Annotated in this window: 15 protein-coding genes and 2 pseudogenes; 6 read left to right on the top strand and 11 right to left on the bottom strand. The window is 59.4% G+C overall.

From position 1 onward, the window contains the following. Positions 1–118: 118 nt before the first annotated feature. A pseudogene (locus AC0L2H_RS28860) lies at positions 119–992 on the bottom strand (transposase); the annotation flags it as partial. A gap of 162 nt (positions 993–1,154) precedes the next feature. After that, on the bottom strand, positions 1,155–1,346 hold the full coding sequence (locus AC0L2H_RS28855; protein WP_027047788.1) for a CBS domain-containing protein: 192 nt from the start codon (positions 1,344–1,346) through the stop codon (positions 1,155–1,157). A gap of 705 nt (positions 1,347–2,051) precedes the next feature. On the opposite strand from AC0L2H_RS28855, the gene AC0L2H_RS28850 reads away from it, so the two are divergent. From AC0L2H_RS28850 to AC0L2H_RS28840, 3 genes are all read left to right on the top strand, one after another. Then, positions 2,052–2,177, top strand: coding sequence for a hypothetical protein (locus AC0L2H_RS28850; RefSeq protein WP_257784413.1), 126 nt, complete (start codon positions 2,052–2,054; stop codon positions 2,175–2,177). Between the two features lie 483 nt (positions 2,178–2,660). Continuing rightward, the gene (locus tag AC0L2H_RS28845; RefSeq protein ID WP_027047785.1) at positions 2,661–3,431 is read left to right on the top strand and encodes a calcium-binding protein; all 771 of its coding nucleotides are present in this window, start codon (positions 2,661–2,663) and stop codon (positions 3,429–3,431) included. Between the two features lie 704 nt (positions 3,432–4,135). Then, the gene (locus AC0L2H_RS28840) at positions 4,136–4,495 is read left to right on the top strand and encodes a hypothetical protein (RefSeq protein WP_155249162.1); all 360 of its coding nucleotides are present in this window, start codon (positions 4,136–4,138) and stop codon (positions 4,493–4,495) included. 481 nt (positions 4,496–4,976) lie between these two features. Here AC0L2H_RS28840 and AC0L2H_RS28835 read toward each other — a convergent pair. The 5 genes and pseudogenes from AC0L2H_RS28835 to AC0L2H_RS28815 form a co-directional block, all read right to left on the bottom strand. Further along, positions 4,977–5,075, bottom strand: a pseudogene (locus AC0L2H_RS28835) (terminase gpP N-terminus-related DNA-binding protein); the annotation flags it as partial. Positions 5,076–5,194: 119 nt separating this feature from the next. Further along, positions 5,195–5,518 (bottom strand): exopolysaccharide production repressor protein, encoded by a 324-nt coding sequence (locus AC0L2H_RS28830; RefSeq protein ID WP_019863345.1) that lies wholly within the window; start codon positions 5,516–5,518, stop codon positions 5,195–5,197. A 38-nt stretch (positions 5,519–5,556) separates the two neighbouring features. Then, positions 5,557–5,874 (bottom strand): ferredoxin III, nif-specific, encoded by a 318-nt coding sequence (gene fdxB, locus AC0L2H_RS28825; protein WP_019863344.1) that lies wholly within the window; start codon positions 5,872–5,874, stop codon positions 5,557–5,559. Further along, the gene (locus AC0L2H_RS28820; RefSeq protein ID WP_019863342.1) at positions 5,871–6,074 is read right to left on the bottom strand and encodes a CCE_0567 family metalloprotein; all 204 of its coding nucleotides are present in this window, start codon (positions 6,072–6,074) and stop codon (positions 5,871–5,873) included. The genes fdxB and AC0L2H_RS28820 overlap by 4 nt, the downstream gene beginning before the upstream one ends. A 249-nt stretch (positions 6,075–6,323) precedes the next feature. Further along, the gene (locus AC0L2H_RS28815) at positions 6,324–6,560 is read right to left on the bottom strand and encodes a hypothetical protein (RefSeq protein WP_394811820.1); all 237 of its coding nucleotides are present in this window, start codon (positions 6,558–6,560) and stop codon (positions 6,324–6,326) included. Positions 6,561–6,853: 293 nt separating this feature from the next. Between AC0L2H_RS28815 and AC0L2H_RS28810 the strand changes: the two genes are divergently transcribed. After that, the gene (locus AC0L2H_RS28810) at positions 6,854–7,393 is read left to right on the top strand and encodes a hypothetical protein (protein WP_155249161.1); all 540 of its coding nucleotides are present in this window, start codon (positions 6,854–6,856) and stop codon (positions 7,391–7,393) included. Positions 7,394–7,688: 295 nt separating this feature from the next. On the opposite strand, the gene AC0L2H_RS28805 is transcribed toward AC0L2H_RS28810, so the two are convergent. The 3 genes from AC0L2H_RS28805 to AC0L2H_RS28795 all read right to left on the bottom strand — a co-directional run bounded on the left by AC0L2H_RS28805 (position 7,689) and on the right by AC0L2H_RS28795 (position 12,664). Continuing rightward, positions 7,689–9,689 (bottom strand): class I tRNA ligase family protein, encoded by a 2,001-nt coding sequence (locus AC0L2H_RS28805; protein WP_019863340.1) that lies wholly within the window; start codon positions 9,687–9,689, stop codon positions 7,689–7,691. A 105-nt stretch (positions 9,690–9,794) separates the two neighbouring features. Further along, a complete protein-coding gene (locus AC0L2H_RS28800) occupies positions 9,795–10,616 on the bottom strand; it encodes a phytanoyl-CoA dioxygenase family protein (RefSeq protein WP_019863339.1) in 822 nt (273 codons plus the stop codon). Between the two features lie 743 nt (positions 10,617–11,359). Continuing rightward, positions 11,360–12,664: a lysine N(6)-hydroxylase/L-ornithine N(5)-oxygenase family protein gene (locus AC0L2H_RS28795; protein ID WP_027047784.1), complete on the bottom strand. Its 1,305-nt coding sequence runs from the start codon at positions 12,662–12,664 to the stop codon at positions 11,360–11,362. A gap of 809 nt (positions 12,665–13,473) precedes the next feature. Between AC0L2H_RS28795 and AC0L2H_RS28790 the strand changes: the two genes are divergently transcribed. Next, positions 13,474–13,689 carry a GDP-mannose 4,6-dehydratase gene (locus tag AC0L2H_RS28790; RefSeq protein ID WP_236952156.1) on the top strand — a complete coding sequence of 72 codons (216 nt, stop codon included), beginning with the start codon at positions 13,474–13,476 and terminating at the stop codon, positions 13,687–13,689. After that, positions 13,620–14,063, top strand: a complete 444-nt coding sequence (locus AC0L2H_RS28785; RefSeq protein WP_236952158.1) for a GDP-mannose 4,6-dehydratase — start codon at positions 13,620–13,622, stop codon at positions 14,061–14,063. Before AC0L2H_RS28790 ends, AC0L2H_RS28785 begins: the two co-directional genes overlap by 70 nt. Before the next feature lie 137 nt (positions 14,064–14,200). Here AC0L2H_RS28785 and AC0L2H_RS28780 read toward each other — a convergent pair whose 3' ends face one another. Further along, complete coding sequence (locus AC0L2H_RS28780) at positions 14,201–15,040, bottom strand: radical SAM/SPASM domain-containing protein (RefSeq protein ID WP_027047782.1); 840 nt, start codon at positions 15,038–15,040, stop codon at positions 14,201–14,203. Positions 15,041–15,761 lie beyond the last annotated feature (721 nt).

Here is a 15,761-nt window from a genome sequence, read left to right as displayed (position 1 = left end):
GGGCATTACGCCGCCCAATTTGAAGTTCTGAACGCGAGTACGTCTAAAATGGCATGCCCGGCAGAGACTGAGCTCGCTGCCAGGCCGGCTTTGCCTTGGGAGGGGGCGTAAGCTAGTGGCGTAAGGCGTGGAGCATCTCGAATATCTCCTGGCGAGACTGCCTATGCGCAAGACGGGCACGCCGGCGATGTGTCGCAGCGTCGACAATGGCGTCCTCGGACAGGATGGGGCTTCCTGAAGCACGTCCATTAAGGCTCATCTGTTCCTCGGTTGCCGTACGAAGATTCTCGACAGATGAAATCCGTCGGCCACCTGGCGAGCCCGCGGTGCGCCTTCACGGACGGCTCCCGCATACAGGCTGCAGCGGTCTCGGCTGACGACCTCGACGAAGGGATGATTCCGCAGCCACCTGGCTGCGCTATCGACACTCGATCATCGAGAATGTCGACGAGCGAGTGACGCTCGAGATCAACCATGATAGTGCCGCATAGCGTCGTTCCCCGCCAGCTCCAGTCATCGATGCCAACCACCCGAATCTCGGAGGCGCGGCGAGTAACCGCAGCATCCCGCTTCGGTTGCCGCAGGATGGTGTCGTCACCTGACGTTCATGCCGAGCCGTTGAATGAGGCGTTCGCCAGGACGTCCACCCGTGCTATGGCCGCGCAAGCCGACAATCTCCACGACCCTCGTCGTCCTGCGCGGATAAGGGAAGCAACCGTCGGGAGTCGATCAGTGAACGTTTGTCGCTCACATTTCTGATGTGCACATCGCCAGCGGCTCAGCAGGAGCTTCACCGTCACGGGCTTGCCCTGGACCGGCAGATCCTGAAGGCTGCGGTCGGACCATCCATGCCGACTTCGGCTTCGCGGGCCACAATCGGGCAAATGCCGATCGCTGGTCGGGCAGCGGAAACAATCCAACTGTAATCATCAGTGAGCGCGACACCCAGAATTCTGCTCCCTGGGCGGCGACCATTTCGATTTCGTTCGCATGCCCGCCCAAAGCGATAGCGTCCGACGCGGCATCCCATGCTCGAAGCGCCCTTGCGGGTTTGGCGCTCTGCGCCCCGATCTCCCGGACAGGCGTGGGCATCCGGCAATAGGATGCCACTCCGGCAAAAGGGGGTTCGGATTTGAGCAAATCGAGAATATGATTTACGCTGCAGAAAGTGCTGTGTCTGCCGTTTGCAGGCGCCCCGCCGCCGCCAGCAGGTCGGTCTGGGTAATCAGGCCAAGGATGCGCCGCTCGGCACCGACAATGACGACCGCATGGCTGCGGCCGTCGGTGAGCACGGGAAGCAGGCTCATCGCCGGCATCTCGGGCGAGACGACGCCCGCCTTCGACATATCAAGCCCTTCACCGCTTCGATCGCCTGCGTCAGCTCGCGGAGCCCCACGGTGCCGGCCAGCCGGCCGTCCGCACCGATCACCGGCAAGGTGCGGATGTTGCGATCGAGAAGCAGCTACGGGCGTCGTCGGGGTGGCATTTTCCGTTACCGAGATCTTGTTGCGGGACATGATGTTCACAGCAGCATGCGATGCGAGCGCACCATCGCCTGCAGATCGGCCTCCCGCAGCAGCCTCTCGAGGTCGTCGCGGTCGATGTCGAACGTTTCGTCCCAAGCCGCGGGTGCCGCATCGACATCCTCCGACTGGACACCTCGAAAAACCTGGCAATCGAGAACGCATTTTGATTCACTTCGCCTGGTGATTTGCACGGGGGCGTTGGATGCGAGGTCAGGCTGGGTTCTGGGATATTGACGAGCGCTATGTCCGGCTGAGCGCGGCCGGCGATCCACTGCCCCCCTCTGCGAGGCCACGGCCGCAAGCATCGCCTTCAGTGTGCCGTCATCTTGGGAAGGGCAGAAACACCGCGCGTCATGGCTCGACAGAAGCACATTTAGCCCGATTCGAGGCCCCGCTTTCGACCACCTGAGTTCACTTGGTCACGGGTCTATCCGGCCGAGGTCCGCCGTCGTATCCGTTCAGCCTTGACGCGCGTCCAGTCCATGCCCTCCACGCCCGGCAGGATCTCAAGTTTCGCGGCACCATATGACCGTTGAGACACGAGACGCGGCAACACCTGCCTCGGCGGCGGTGTTGCTGGACATCAAGGGCATCGGACCGGACTTTGCTGACGTGCTCTGGTCGGAAGGGCTGTTCCGCAACTTTGCATAGGCGCAGCCGAAGCGCAGGCTCCATTCACGGATAGTCTCGTAGCTGACCACGACTCGCCCGGCAAGAATCAGCTCAACGTCACGCGGGCTCAGGCTGGAGCAGTGATACAACCAGACGGCCTGATTGTGATCTCGGCCGGACAGCGGAAGCCCCGGTAGGGATTGGACGTCGCGCTCATACCCAAGACCAAGCCAAAGATCGCCGCCTCTCGCCAACTTGACAGTACCGCGTGACGGCTGCGCCCGCGGCAGCTTTGCCTCGCCGGCGTCCAAGTTGACAGTACGCATTCCGCTATAGCTCATCCATGGCGCGGATGGATGCAATCAGGAAATCAATTTTACCACTCTTCCGGAATGCTGCATTTGGGGCATGGGTGCTTCTGCAGGATTGTACGCGGAGGGTTTCAAAGCGCACTTGCCCAAACCCCTCAATGCGCCTTCACCAGTGCGGGCTCTCGGCGGGCGGCATAACAAGGAGATAGGCATGGCTACGATTAAAGACGCAGGCTTCAGCGAAATCCTGCGCGCGACGTTTGGATCGGACGGCATTGACGCTCTCGACCTTCATGCCGGCGGAGTTGCCGCCGTCGCCGCCCAGAGGCTCGGTGTAGACGACGCTCATCCCGACCCCGAGGGTGGACATCGTCCTGATATCCCTACTACACCACCTATATATTGGGAACCTGGATATCATCGTCCCTGGCGTCCCCCTCACGACGACGACAATCCCAGCCCTGATCCCGCCCCTGATCCGTATCCCGATAGGAAGACGGGCGGAAAAGGGGACGACCACATGGAGGGCGGCCCCGGAGACGATAAGCTCGACGGCTTTGAAGGGAACGACAGCGTTTTTGGAGGCGACGGAAACGATACGCTCTGGGGCGGAAACGGGGTCGACACCCTGCGGGGGGGCGGCGGAGACGATAGGCTCTCTGGCGGCTCCGGGGGCGACTCCCTGGAGGGCGGCCCCGGATACGATACGCTCTGGGGCGGTGAGGGCGGCGACTTGTTCATATTCCAGAGCGGCTGCGGCAAAGATCAAGTTCTAGACTTCGCGCCTGGCGAGGACCTCCTCGAGGTCGACCTGGGGATGAACGGCACCAACATCAAGACGTATGCCGACCTCGCTGACGCCAGTCACCAAGTCGACAACGACACGATTGTCGAACTAGGCAATGGCGACTCGATCCGACTCCTCGATGTGAATGCTGAGGACGTTCACGCCCACCCAGAAGTGTATTTCTTCCTCTTATGACGGTGCAAGGAGGACGCTCCAGCTCCTGGCGCCGTCCGTCGTGGACGGGCCAGGGTCTGGGTGGCCATGCCTTTGCCAAGGCGACTCTGGAGAGGTTGCCACGGTGCTCGCGTCAAGGAAGGTTTCGCGTTGGCGCGAGCCATAGGTCCCAGATCGATCAGGGGCTGCCGGGGCGGTGCAACCCTGATCGGCATGCTGCGCAGCCCCGTCTGGCCGGTGCTGTCGGTCCCGGCGTGCTGGAGCTGCAGGTTCATCTGGGTCAGCGCCTTCTGCATGGGCTGGATGGTGCTGTCAGGGGGATTCCCCCCAGCGCCGCACTCCTTCTCCCGCGTCGACGGATAACATTTATGCAGAACAAGCATGCAACCGGTTCGCAGCCTCGCGAAGCTATCGCCGCCTCTCGTTGGGCATTGGCAGGTACGGCGGCGATGAGCGGAGTGATCAGCTCGCTACACTTGACCGGCGCGTCTTCATGCTCGAGGTCTATGACCGGGTTCTGCCAAGTCGTAGCGTGCCAACTCTTGTTGGTCTCGTAATTCTTGCTGGCGGTCTTTTCGTTTTCAAGGCTGGCTGGATGTTGGCCGCGCACGCCTGTTTACACGCGTCGGCCGACTTCTTGACGAGAGGTTGAGTGGGAGGGTGCACGAGACGCTGATTGGCCTGCCGCTCGTGAACGACGAGAGGGGAGATGGTTCAGCCTCTTCATGACCTGGATCAAATACTTTCTTTTCGATGGGGGACCGGGAGCTTTATTCGATTTGCCTTGCTTGCCGCTCTACGTTGGCATCTCCTTTATGTTTCATGCGTGGATAGGCAGTGCGGTCCTGTTCGGGGCTCTGCTTCTGGTGTTTGTGACGCTTATGACCGAGCGACTCACTCGAGAGCCATCGCGCAAGACAGCCGAATTCGGGACCATCAGAAATTCCATTGCAGGAGCAAACAGGCGCAACGCTGAAGTCGTTCGTGCGATGGGAATGGCCAAGCGCGTAGGAAGCCATTGGAGCGCTGCAAATGAAGCTATATGGATTTCCAGCAGCGCGCCTCTGATGTTGCGACAGGGTTAGGGAGGCTATCTCTTAGAATGATGCTGCAGTCGGGCGTGCTTGCTTTGGGCGCCTACCTGGTCGTCAATGGCCCCGCGGGCGTGCACAATTTGATCCTTCGCCTGGGGATAGCTCGCCAGAGATAATGCAGTTTGCCTCGGATGCGAACGAAGTGACTGTCGGCAATTCTGTGCGCGAGGCCGATCTCGTCATTGGCTGACGAACCTTTCGCCTAAGACGACGGCGAACTGGGTCTTGGCCTCGAACTGTCGATGCCGCTCGAATTTCCCCAAAAGCGTCAAATATTGACCCGTCTTGCATAGGCGCGACGAGGAACGCTCGCCGTGCGGAGCTGGTCGGGGTTGCGCAGCCCGGCGAGTGCAGATTGTTCGGGCGGTGGGGGCGCTTTAGGTGGGGTTCTTGAAGCGCGAGGACTCATTTAGTGATAGGTGGGCCAGTCGAGCAGCGCCGTCGTCATCTATGCGTCGCTGGCAAGGATCTAACGCACCGTGTTGCGCGACAGATCAAGGTCCCGGCAAATCCGTTTGACCGACCACCCCTGAACATAAAAAGCGCGCCGAACACGGGCAATCGTATCCACCTATTCATCCCCTCCATCCGCTCGCCGAGACAAGCGGATGGCCGCAGATCTCCATCAACCGGGGCTCAAAATCGGACGCCGAAAGTGATGAATCTGAGCTCTGATCTTGTTACGGCACCTCAAGGGAGGAGCAGCGATATGCCGAGCGTTTGATTGCGCTGGGACACATCTTGGGTTTCATTCGCATGCTCATCATCGTCGCGCGACTGGTACCGAACTTCCTGTGACCTGTCGAAAAGCTCAGCCCCTTGCCCGGCTTTGCCAGCGCAGCTGGATCGCCAAATCAGAAAGAGCACACTTGCGAAATAGCCCAGCTGAAGAAGTAGCGAACAGCCCAGCGTCGTGACGACTGCTAGACGGAACGAATGCGAGACGAAGTAAACCGTCACAGCGTTGCCGCACAGGACCAGCCCGAGGAGCCGACAAAAGTTGATGAGGCGCAATGCCGTTCTCCTGAGATTGTCTCGTCAAATCATGCAATTCATGCTGCGATCTGGTCGGCCGCGACATGGGTCTGACAGTTCTTTGGGCAGACGCGGCCGCAGGCTCCGCAGCCAATGCAGCGGCCGGCACGGTCGACAACCATGATCATGCGATTGAGCTCACTATCGAAGTCGTCGTCACCGCCGTCGCAGGCGCCAAGGATTTCCCCCGCGTCATCGACGCCGTAAAGATGCATGACCTCGCGCGAGCAGACTTTGAAACAGCGGCCGCAGCCGATACAGATCTTGCCATCTATAGCGATCAGATATTCCGGCACCCATATGGAGCCGTCGCGGCTGATGAATGTGCCGCTCATCGCAAAGTCTTCATTTTGGCGAGCTCTCTCCTGGCACCATCCAACTCGGCATAAACGGCACGCGTTTTCTCGGCGACTTCCTCTATCTCAATCCATTTGACCGGGAGACCCTCGGCAAGGTCGCGCAAGTTCGTCTTGGCAATTGCCGCGCGCAGTTGAAGCTTTCGGACTTTCTTCGCCATCTCATCCAGGTTTGACATGATCCTTCCTCGAAAATCAGTTTCTTCACGCCCGCACCACGTCGGGACAGGCAATAGCTGCAGTCGCATCACCGACCAGTTTTCGCCGGTATTCGCGAGTTTCCGGAACGTCTCGAAGCCGAAACGGTAGACGTCTCGACAGACCCTCGAACTGCCCGACCGTGAAAAGCACGCGTTCGAAAGCACCCGTCGGTTTGATTTCTGTTGTTGACTATGTCACGCCTGAGCGCTCCTCGATCGCAAGCTCCACTACGGTCCAAAACATGTGGAGCCTCCACAGCGCGTCCGGATCCGGATTGCCGGTGATTGGATATTCCGGCCCAGTTCCTTGGTGATGATGAAATCGGCCAGCAGCCCGGTGTCCAGTTTCCGTTGGCATGAGCCGTGGAAGTCCTGAGCACGGATCAGCCGCAGGACGCATTTGACGAACGGGCGGGCAAGGGCCTTGCCGTCCTGTTGACGGCAGGCCAGCGCTGCGTGAGACATTTCGTTTCCTCAATTTCAGGTCTCGTCCTCAACGGAGGATTTCTGCTTTCGGCAAGTGGACTTCGGGGCCGCTTACGCAACCGACGTCTGGCCTGGCCAGGCCGATTCCACGTAAATGCTGCGGTGGCCGACCTTGAACACGTCGTGGACTGTGACGTCTTCATCGATGGGCCAAATTCGCGTCGAATATCGTGGCTATTCGGTTGGAGGTCATTAAGGTCCGAGCCCTGACCTGCAGCAAACGGTCGACCCTGTGCCCCATGGACATAGCTACTGCGGGCGCGCCGCAGAAAATGGGCAAATTGACCAGGGTTCCCTTCCAATTGTCATCCCTATTCCTTGCCGGGCTGAAAGTTCGTGAGGGATTCGCCGCGCAGCCGATCGTCCACTTCGAGCAGAGGAGCCGAGGATTCTCTGCGCAATATGTTGTTTTCCATTCCAACACCTTTCCTGACGTTTTGCGCGAGCTGGTTCTTCTCTCAGAACGGAACACAGCGGTTGGGAGACCATCGAAGTCTTGCGTGTTCTCATGCGACCAGCCCTCACTCAGTATTGCCGATCTCAACCAGCAAACGTCATGCCAGCGCTTTGCCCGCAGTAAATGCATGATTCTGCCTCGAAAACCTTACAAGCCCAAGACGGCCGGTTGTTTTGAACCAGACATGTTTTCTGCCGCTGTCAGCTTTTGGACACGCATCATGCGTCAGACGCTTGAGGGCGAGAACCGCTTGGCTTTCTACCCTGCGGTAATGTTGGCGTCGGCTCATCCAGCATCATTCGCCGCCGGCGATGCGCGGGCGCGCTGGCCTGACCCAGCGCCCCGAACCGCATGACCTTCTTGACCGGCTGGCAATAGGTCGGAAATTCCGCGATTCCGAAAAGTTGGTCAGCGCAGTGGGGCCCGCTCGGCATTTGCCGCACGAATGGCAAGCGCTGGAAAGCTGTCAACCGAGCGATCCTCCAAGGCGCGGGCCAGCGTCTCGACATTTTGGTTAAGGCGAGTGTTTGTGTCTATGGTCTCAGAGTGGCCTTCGGCAGCCAGTGGTAGCGAGTAAAGCTTCGGCAACATCGGCTTTGATTGCCGCCAGAATCTGGTCGAAATCACGATAGTCGAAATCACGATAGCTATTATGCCTCCTCCTCATTGGGAACAGGAATGTCTGCTCTGGCATAGAACGTCAGCACGGGTTCGAGATCAAAGGTCGTTGCGGGCGCAAGCCTCTGGACCGACCGCGGCCATGTTTCGGTTGAGATGCCGTCGATGCCTCGCGCCAGCGTGCTGGCAAATCGGGGCATCAGCGGCGCGAGTGTCTGTGCCAGGATCGCAGCGGCCGTGGTCTGAACGGCGAGCGAAGTCCGGATACGGGCGGGATAGAGACGTCGCGCCGCTGCATAGTCTTGCGCCTGTCGGTAGACTACACATTCGCTCACGAAATCGCAGGCCTGCGCGGCTGCGCGCCGGACCGAGAAGCCATCGTCCGAATAGGCGCGTTCCATCGCCGCGCGATGGAGCTCTATCCGAGCAAAGAAAGCGCGATCGGCGGGAGCCCAGTCGCCTGCGTCGGGCACACAACCGCCGAAGTCCTGCTTGATTTCCCGGTGCAGCGCATCAAGCCAATTCAGCCAGATCCCTCGGAACACCTCGTTCTCGGTGCCGCGCAGCGCGTCCAGCGTGAAGTTCGTCCGCTCACCTTCCGGACGTGTCAGGCCCAAATGAAGACGGACAACATCGACTGTCTTTGGGCCTAGAACCTCTTTGCCCCAGACCGCATGGCCGCGGCTGGTCGAGAACTTCTGGCCGTCGAGCAGATAGAACTCGTTCACATGATACCGGATGCGTGGCGTCCAGTGGGAGAAGACCTCGGCATAAACGGCGGGGCAAAGTAGCGCGTGGTAGAAGGAATTGTCGAAGCCGAAGAAATGGACAATCTGCCAGTCATTGCTGGGCAGGGCCGCATTCCAGTCTCGACCGAGCGAGCTAGCCAGCGCCTGGATGTTGTAAAGAAAACCAAACGCCATCTCTGGCCAGACCCAGGTCACCTGCCCCGGGAACCCTTCGGCCGGTAGCCCCCAGTCCGACGGGTGGGTGATGGGCACGGAAAAGTCGCCACGTTGGCGTAGACGCGCGAAGAGGTCCATGATCCGAACGGGGGCGCCCGACGCCCTTAAATGCCGGTCGATATTGACGTAGCACCGTTCCAGAGCAAGTTCGGGACGGCACACGGAGCCGACCAGCGGCGCCTCGGCCGAGTGCCGCGACCGGACTGCACCCAGGTCGTGGCATAGGTTCGGCGCGCCGCATTCCTCGCAGATGTTGCCAGCAGCGGAGCCGCCGCAATCGGGGCAGAGGCCGCTTACATCCGGTTCGTAAAGGTAGTCGCCTGTCACAGCATCGAAGAGCGCAGGGCTCTGGCGCAGATCTACCGCCGTGCTGCTCAGAAGACTACGGAAACGCGCCGCTTGAAACTCTGCATAAGCGCTATCAGCCGAGGTGGGGAGGAAGCTGTGGACGTCGCAGTCAAGAAGCGCAAGCGTGGCTCGAATCTCGTCGGCGTAGTGGCGCGCTGCCTTTGCGGGCGTCGATTGATCGGCATCTGCATGCGTGGCGACGTAGCTCTGGTAATCGTCGCTTCCCGTCAGGTGATAGGCTTCGGCCCCTTTCATGCGCAGGAACCGCGTGTAGACATCAGCGCCAAGATAAGGGCCAGAAAGATGCCCCAGATGCAGATCGCCATTAGGCGTCGGTGGCGCGGAGAAGACGAAGATCGGTCCGCGCGGAGTCGCGGTCTGTGCAGCAGCTTCGAGGGCGGCCTTGCCGTCGCGCCAGTAGACATCGACGAAATTTAGGTCTTCGTCCCCATCGTTGTGCAGCACATGCGCTTCAAAAGGGTGGAACAGAACGACATCGCCGGCCGCGACCGGGATTTCCCCAAGATCGGTCCTGACCTTGCCCGCTCCAGACAGGACCACGAAGGCCTCGATTTCGTCGTGCCGATGGGGCTCGGATGTGACGCCCGGTGCCACCTTGCCGAATGAAAACCCGGTGCCCGCGCTTCCCGTTCCGAGCGTGGCCGTGTCAATACCGAACGCCCGCGACAGCTCCGTTCGAGAAAACGTGGATTTGCGCATGACGAACCTCAGCTATTGAAACAGTGGTGTCTTCGGCTGCCAACGCAACAGCCTCTGCTGCAAGTTGCGAAGAGAGGCGGTAGCCCGAAACGTTGGCCGCCTCCTTCAGAATAATCCTTCTCTGGGGCCCAGGCCGGCGACGACGGGCGCCTCGCGATAGAAAATGCCGTTTGGGGGCTTGAGGTTGTCGAGATCGGCCACTTTGCCCTCTGGCGGATTAAGGGCGCGCTTAAGCACGTTATATTCAGCGCGGGTCGGTCCACCGGTCGAAGCACGCTGGAACACCAAGTAGAGTGTCCGCCGAGAACGATTGCTTTTGTTGGGTTGTGAGTAATGCGGTGCGTAATCGTCGAAGATGAAGATGTCGCCAGCCTTCCATACTATTGGCTCCCAGGAAAACCTTTCGGCGACCTCAGGATCGATCACCCCGCCGGCATCCATGGGAAATACCCCCTTCTTGTGGTTGCCGGGACTGAAGAAAAGCCCGCCGTTGTCCGGGTTGGAGTCGTCAATGCCTATGGCAACGACCGCATGGACCATCCGGTCGGGCAGCCTGTGTGGAATGTGATAAATGTCCTGATGCGGGCGATAGCCGCCGCTATCGGGATAGTGGAAGATCAGCAACTCCTTGAGCCTGCGCGAATCTTCGTCAAGCAAATCCTCGACCGCAGACTTAATGCGCTGATCTTCTAGGAGGAGAAGACGCAATGGGTCATGGAAGTCGAGAAAATTCTCGGCTTTGGAGATAATCTTCCGATTGTCCGTCGTTTTCTCGAACCACATGAGCCATTTATCATCGCTGACATCCCAGCGTGATATGTCTTCAACAAAGCTGGAAATACCTTCCAGAGCCGCGGGCTCGAAGAAACTTTCGAGCCTGACGTATCCGTCTCTCTGCCACTTTTCTCTTTGTGCATCGGTCAACATGCGAAAAGCCTCCTGTTGGAAAGAGTGGTTGGTCAAACATTCCGGTTAGGGGCAGTCGGGCGCTGTCAGGGTGGGGACCCACGGAGAACGATACTCCACGACATGCAGACGGCGACGCCAGGTGCGTTCCGCTCCGGGTGGATTGCACGGCGTTGTTGTCCCTCCTCAATGGAGAGATCGCCCAGGCCCGTAAAGATCTGTCGATCCGGTACGTCTGCATAGTAGTCACCGCCGAACATGCTGTTGATGGTGCGACTGCCCGATGGACGACCTTTCGTGCAGCCTGACGCGACGCAAGCCGCGCCACGCGAACCTTTGCGACAAGTTCCGTTCGGGGCGATCAGGGAGGGCACGTCGGCATCGAGTCCATCGATGCTCCAAAAACGGGTATTGTCCGCAGAAGTTCGGCGCTAGACTGCCAATCCCAGGCCAAGCCGGGTCCAGGGGTTCCCTAAGCTGGTCCCGATCACTTACCTCACCCAGTCCGGCCACCACACGCATCGCTACGGGCCGGAGGCCTCCGCTGCCGGCCGACGCAGTCATGGCCGCCAGGGCCAGTGTGAGCGACCTGGTACGGTTTCGACGACCGTGGGGCAAATGGACGCCCGCAGAATAAAGCGATGCGCCCATAGGTCCAAGGGCAGGTTCACTCACGATGAGTTCGGAGGGGGCTCCGGCCGTCGCCGCAGCGGAGGCGGACATCATTCCTTGGATGCCACCGCCGATGATCAGTAGTCGATGACTCATATCCCCCTGCCCATTTCTTCGGCTACCGGGTCGGGGCAGCTTTCGACGGCGGTACGGCTGATAAAGCCAGGATGCTCGGGCTTCGCGCACGGCGCGCGCTGTAGAAGGCTGTCAAGAATGCGGCGAGCGCGCCAGGCCAGCAGGCTTAGGTTCGGATCGGCCAGCCCGCGCTGCCCGGGATTGGCGTTCTGTACGAAGATGCGTCTGTCGCGCGGTCCGTCCCAGCAAACCGAAAAATCCTGGTTGATGACCAACTCATTGTCGGTCTGTTGCAGCCGGTCCGCCATCGGTTCCAAAAAGCTTGGCACAGCGTTCTCGTAACCGGTGGCCAGGATGACAATGTCGGCCGTGACTTCTTCGACGTCGCCCAAGCCGCACTGCAGCGTCAAGTTATGACCCGCGCCGTCGTTGATGCAGCGTGAAACGTTGCAACCCGGCCGCAGTGCGATGTCACATAGGGCTGGCTCAAGAAATTCGTGGCGATACAGCGCCTGGTAGACGGCGCGCAAAGTGCGATCCGAAATACCATCCGAGGCAAGCACGAAACGCTGCAGGAACAGCTTGCGCTGCGTCTCGCTCATTGCCGCAAAACGATCCGAAAAACAGGGCATGAACAACTCGTTTGTGAACGGGCTGTTGTCGAGGGGCAGGTAGTTTTCGCGCTGCGAGACCCAGGTGATCGAGGCAGGCCGCCGTTCTCTTGGCCCACCCACCAGATGCAACAGCACCTCGGCTCCCGACTGGCCTCCACCAACGACGCAAACATGTTTTTGCCGCACCTCAGGATGGATGTGCAGCAAATCGGATGAATGGAACAGGTTGCGTCCGATCCAGCCCTGAAATTGAGGTGGAATCCGCGCTTGCTTGCCGATGCCGACCACCAGGTCTCTGGCACTAAGCACCGCGTCGTCCGTCCGCACCCGAAACTCGCCATCGTACCGTATCTCGTGGACAGTCTCGCCGCCGCGGACAAGTGGGTTCCTGCGGAACGCCCAATTCAGGTATTGTCCGAACTCAGCCCTGAACACAGAATCGAACTGTGCATTCAGGAAGTGGTATAGACGCCCGTTCTCGTGCAGAAAATTTATGAAAGTATAGGCTGACCGCGGATCCACCAGCGTGACCAGATCCTTGAAGTGGCTGACCTGGAGTTCTGAGGACTCGAATGCGCTGCCTGGATGCCAGCGGAAGTCGACTTGCCGATCCAAGAACAGTGCCCCGTGCCCAACCTGCTCATGGATCTGACACGCAAGGCTCAAATTGGACGGACCAGCACCGATCCCAATGCAAGAGAGCTCCAGTTGTCTTACTCCTACTGATGTGTCCCATTCAGGCGCTGTATGCGGCGAATGTCGGCCATAGCCGTTGGGCCTCCCCTCCGCGAACTCATCGTCGACACCGCCGGACTTGCGACAGCTTGTCCGCGCGTTCATATCGTCGGGTGTGACGCCCGCGGATTCCGGCTCTCTGATGAGATCGGCACTCATGCCGGTGACATGTTGCGCGTGGCTGGCATCGAGAACCCCGCCTCGATAACCCCCGCGTGGTCAGTGACATGCTTTCGCAGCCTGTCCCGCATTGCAACAGGGCTCAGTTGCCCGCCTCGACCACGATGAGCCGACCTTCGGCCTGCTTGGCGACCAGCGAGGGCACGCACATGAGTGCGGCGACAGCATTTTTCCGTGGGTTTGATCATTGAAGACATCCGCTGCTGCGTTCGGGAGGTCCCCTGCATCGAATGTGCCAGAGCAAAACATCAGCAAAAGCAACGGAAGGCAGGTTTGCAATCCTGTCGAGTATCCGACATTGAGGCCGAAACCTTGCACGGGCGCCCACGTTTGCACGTAATCGTACTTTTTCGACTTCATAGCGTTGCAGGCGCTCTTGGCACTTTCCATACTGTCGTCATCGAGGAATGGCCTCGGCGCCGAGTGTCGATCCCTGAAGAGGAATTCCGTCATCAAGATCCTCATGGGGACTATCCCGACATGGTCCTGCATTACGGCGACACGACGGATGCGGCAAAGCTGATCCGTCTCCGGCAAGAAACGCAGCCGCGCTCGGAACGCTGGGCTGCTGAGCGATCCGCATTCTTCGTCTCGAGAAAGAAATGCGGTTCTACCGGGCATCAACTTCGGAACTCTTTGGTTCGGTCCAGGGCGTGCCGCAGCAGGAGACCACTCCGTTTTATCCACGCTCGGCCTATGCGGTGGCGAAGCTCTACCACCATGAACTACCGCAAGGTGTGCGGGCTCTATGCAAGCAACGGCATCCTGTTCAATTAAAGGGCCGACGCGCGGCGAAACTTTCATCACGCGCAAGGTGACGCGTGCCGTGGCTCGATCATGGCCGGCAAACAGGACTGTCTCTATCTCGCAGACCTGGAAGCAAAGCGCGACTGGGGCTCGGCGCGCGCCTATGTCGAGGGCATGTGAGCATCAACCTGACGATTTCGTGCTGGCAACCGGCGAGACACACACGGTCCGCACCTTTGTCGGGGCTGCCTTCAGGCGAGTCGAAAAGGAGATCGTCTGTGAGGGCGAAAGCGTTGACGAGGTGGGCCGTGAACGCATGAGTAATCAAGCGCTGATCCGGATCGACAAACGCTGTTTCGGGCCAATCGAGGTTGACCTGCTGATCGGCGGTGCCTCCAAGGCAGCCGACCAAACTCGGTTGGAAGCCGAAGACCACTTTCGATGAGCTCGTCTCGGAAATGGTCGAGGCCGACTGCCGCGCCTACGGGATCGTGTTAGCGTGACGTGAAAACACGATGACTTCGCGGGCATGTGCATCTTGCCGTTTCAGGGCCGTCGGCCCGCCGCGTCAGCCGGCATCAGTCAGTTCCTATCGTTTGGATCGGCAAATTCACACATCCTGCAAAGCAGAAAGCCAGCCGCTCCATTCATGCGATCGACGATTTCGCAAAAAAATGGGCTTTTAAAGAGATCGCCGTATTCGTCGCATAGAAGGTTGCCCAGTACGTGACGCCGCTCAAAATCCATGGAGCAGAGGGTAACCTCGCCGTTTGGAAGGAGTACATTCCGATACTGTCGTTCGTCCACGCAGGTTAGCGCTCCGACGACTGGCTGCCGTGGTTCAACGATCTTGGGGTCGACGCTTCCACCCCTGCTGCTCACGGGTTGCGCGCGAATGAGTATTTCGGCAGGAATAATGTCGGCTTCTGGGTGGGGCTCGCCCAAAACCACGAATCGGATCGAAGGGATGTTGGCGTGGACGAGTTGACGAATCAGATCGCGATAGTTGTCTCCAACGAGGCGGCTGTTCATGTGGGTGCCATCATCGAAAACATGGACAACGAATACGCCTAAACGCAGCGCTTGCAAGCGTTGCAGATCCTGCCCCTTCATTCCCACAAGCGTCGTGAAAATCCTGATGCCGTGGCCTTTGGCGGCAGCGTGCTCGACCATTTCGGTGCAATCTGGATTGAGCCATGGCTCAGAATACCCGGCAAAACCAATGTCGACGGAGGTTGGTACGCGCGCCAGACAGCGCTTGAAATCTCCAAGACTAAGATGCTTCGTATCAGAGACTTTTCTTTGCCGGTCAGCGAACTTGTCCTGCGGACAATATGAACATCCCACGATGCATCCTGTGGTCGTCGTTATCTCCAAAACTCTTCCGGCTGGGATAGCAGAGCGCAGTTCCGGTAAAACCATTCGTTATGACTCCCACTCGTCTGGTCATGCGTAACGTCCAGCATGGTGTCGTTGGCTTCATGACACCGACGGTCAAGACGTTCCGAATGAACCCAGCCATCTCCGCCTGGGCAGCAGTCAACAGCGGCTTCCTCAATCTGCCGAGCGAACTATCAACGAACTTTGGGCGCATCGGCGCGACAGGGCGGTGCAACCGCAATGTCGCGCGTCAGCCATTGCCAAAGGTGTAGCCGTGACCGTTGAGCGGGCGCGCCGCCGAGATGGTGTAGCAGACCATCAATCGTCTCGCGCTTTCTCATGCGGTCAGCCCCCCACTCAATGCCGCATCTCCAGCAAAGGCCGTGCCAGCGCGCTTAGCCGCAGCAACGGCATGAGTAGGCTTCGAGAAACCTCACGCCCAAGGCGGCCGGTTGTTTTGGACCAGACATGCTGTCAGCTTTTGGACATGCATCACTCATCGTCAGACGCTTGAGGACAGACTTGGCTGTCTCCCCTGCGGCAATGCTGGCGTCGGCTCATCATCTGGCATCATTTCGGCGCCGGCTGTGTGCGCGGAAGATCTACACGGCCTGACCGCCGCGTGCAGCGATTGCCTGTCGGCTCATAGCTGATCTTTTCTCCTGAAGCCGGCAATGAGAACAGGCCGTTGAGTGCGTGCTGCCGGATGCTGCTCTCGTCTCGCTAGACCGCGGATACCGCGTCACCTCCATATTTTCGCGAC

It is taken from the genome of Mesorhizobium sp. WSM4871 (genome assembly GCF_055811295.1).
Note: the sequence above shows the minus strand (reverse complement) of the source record. Positions and strands in the feature narration are given on the sequence as shown.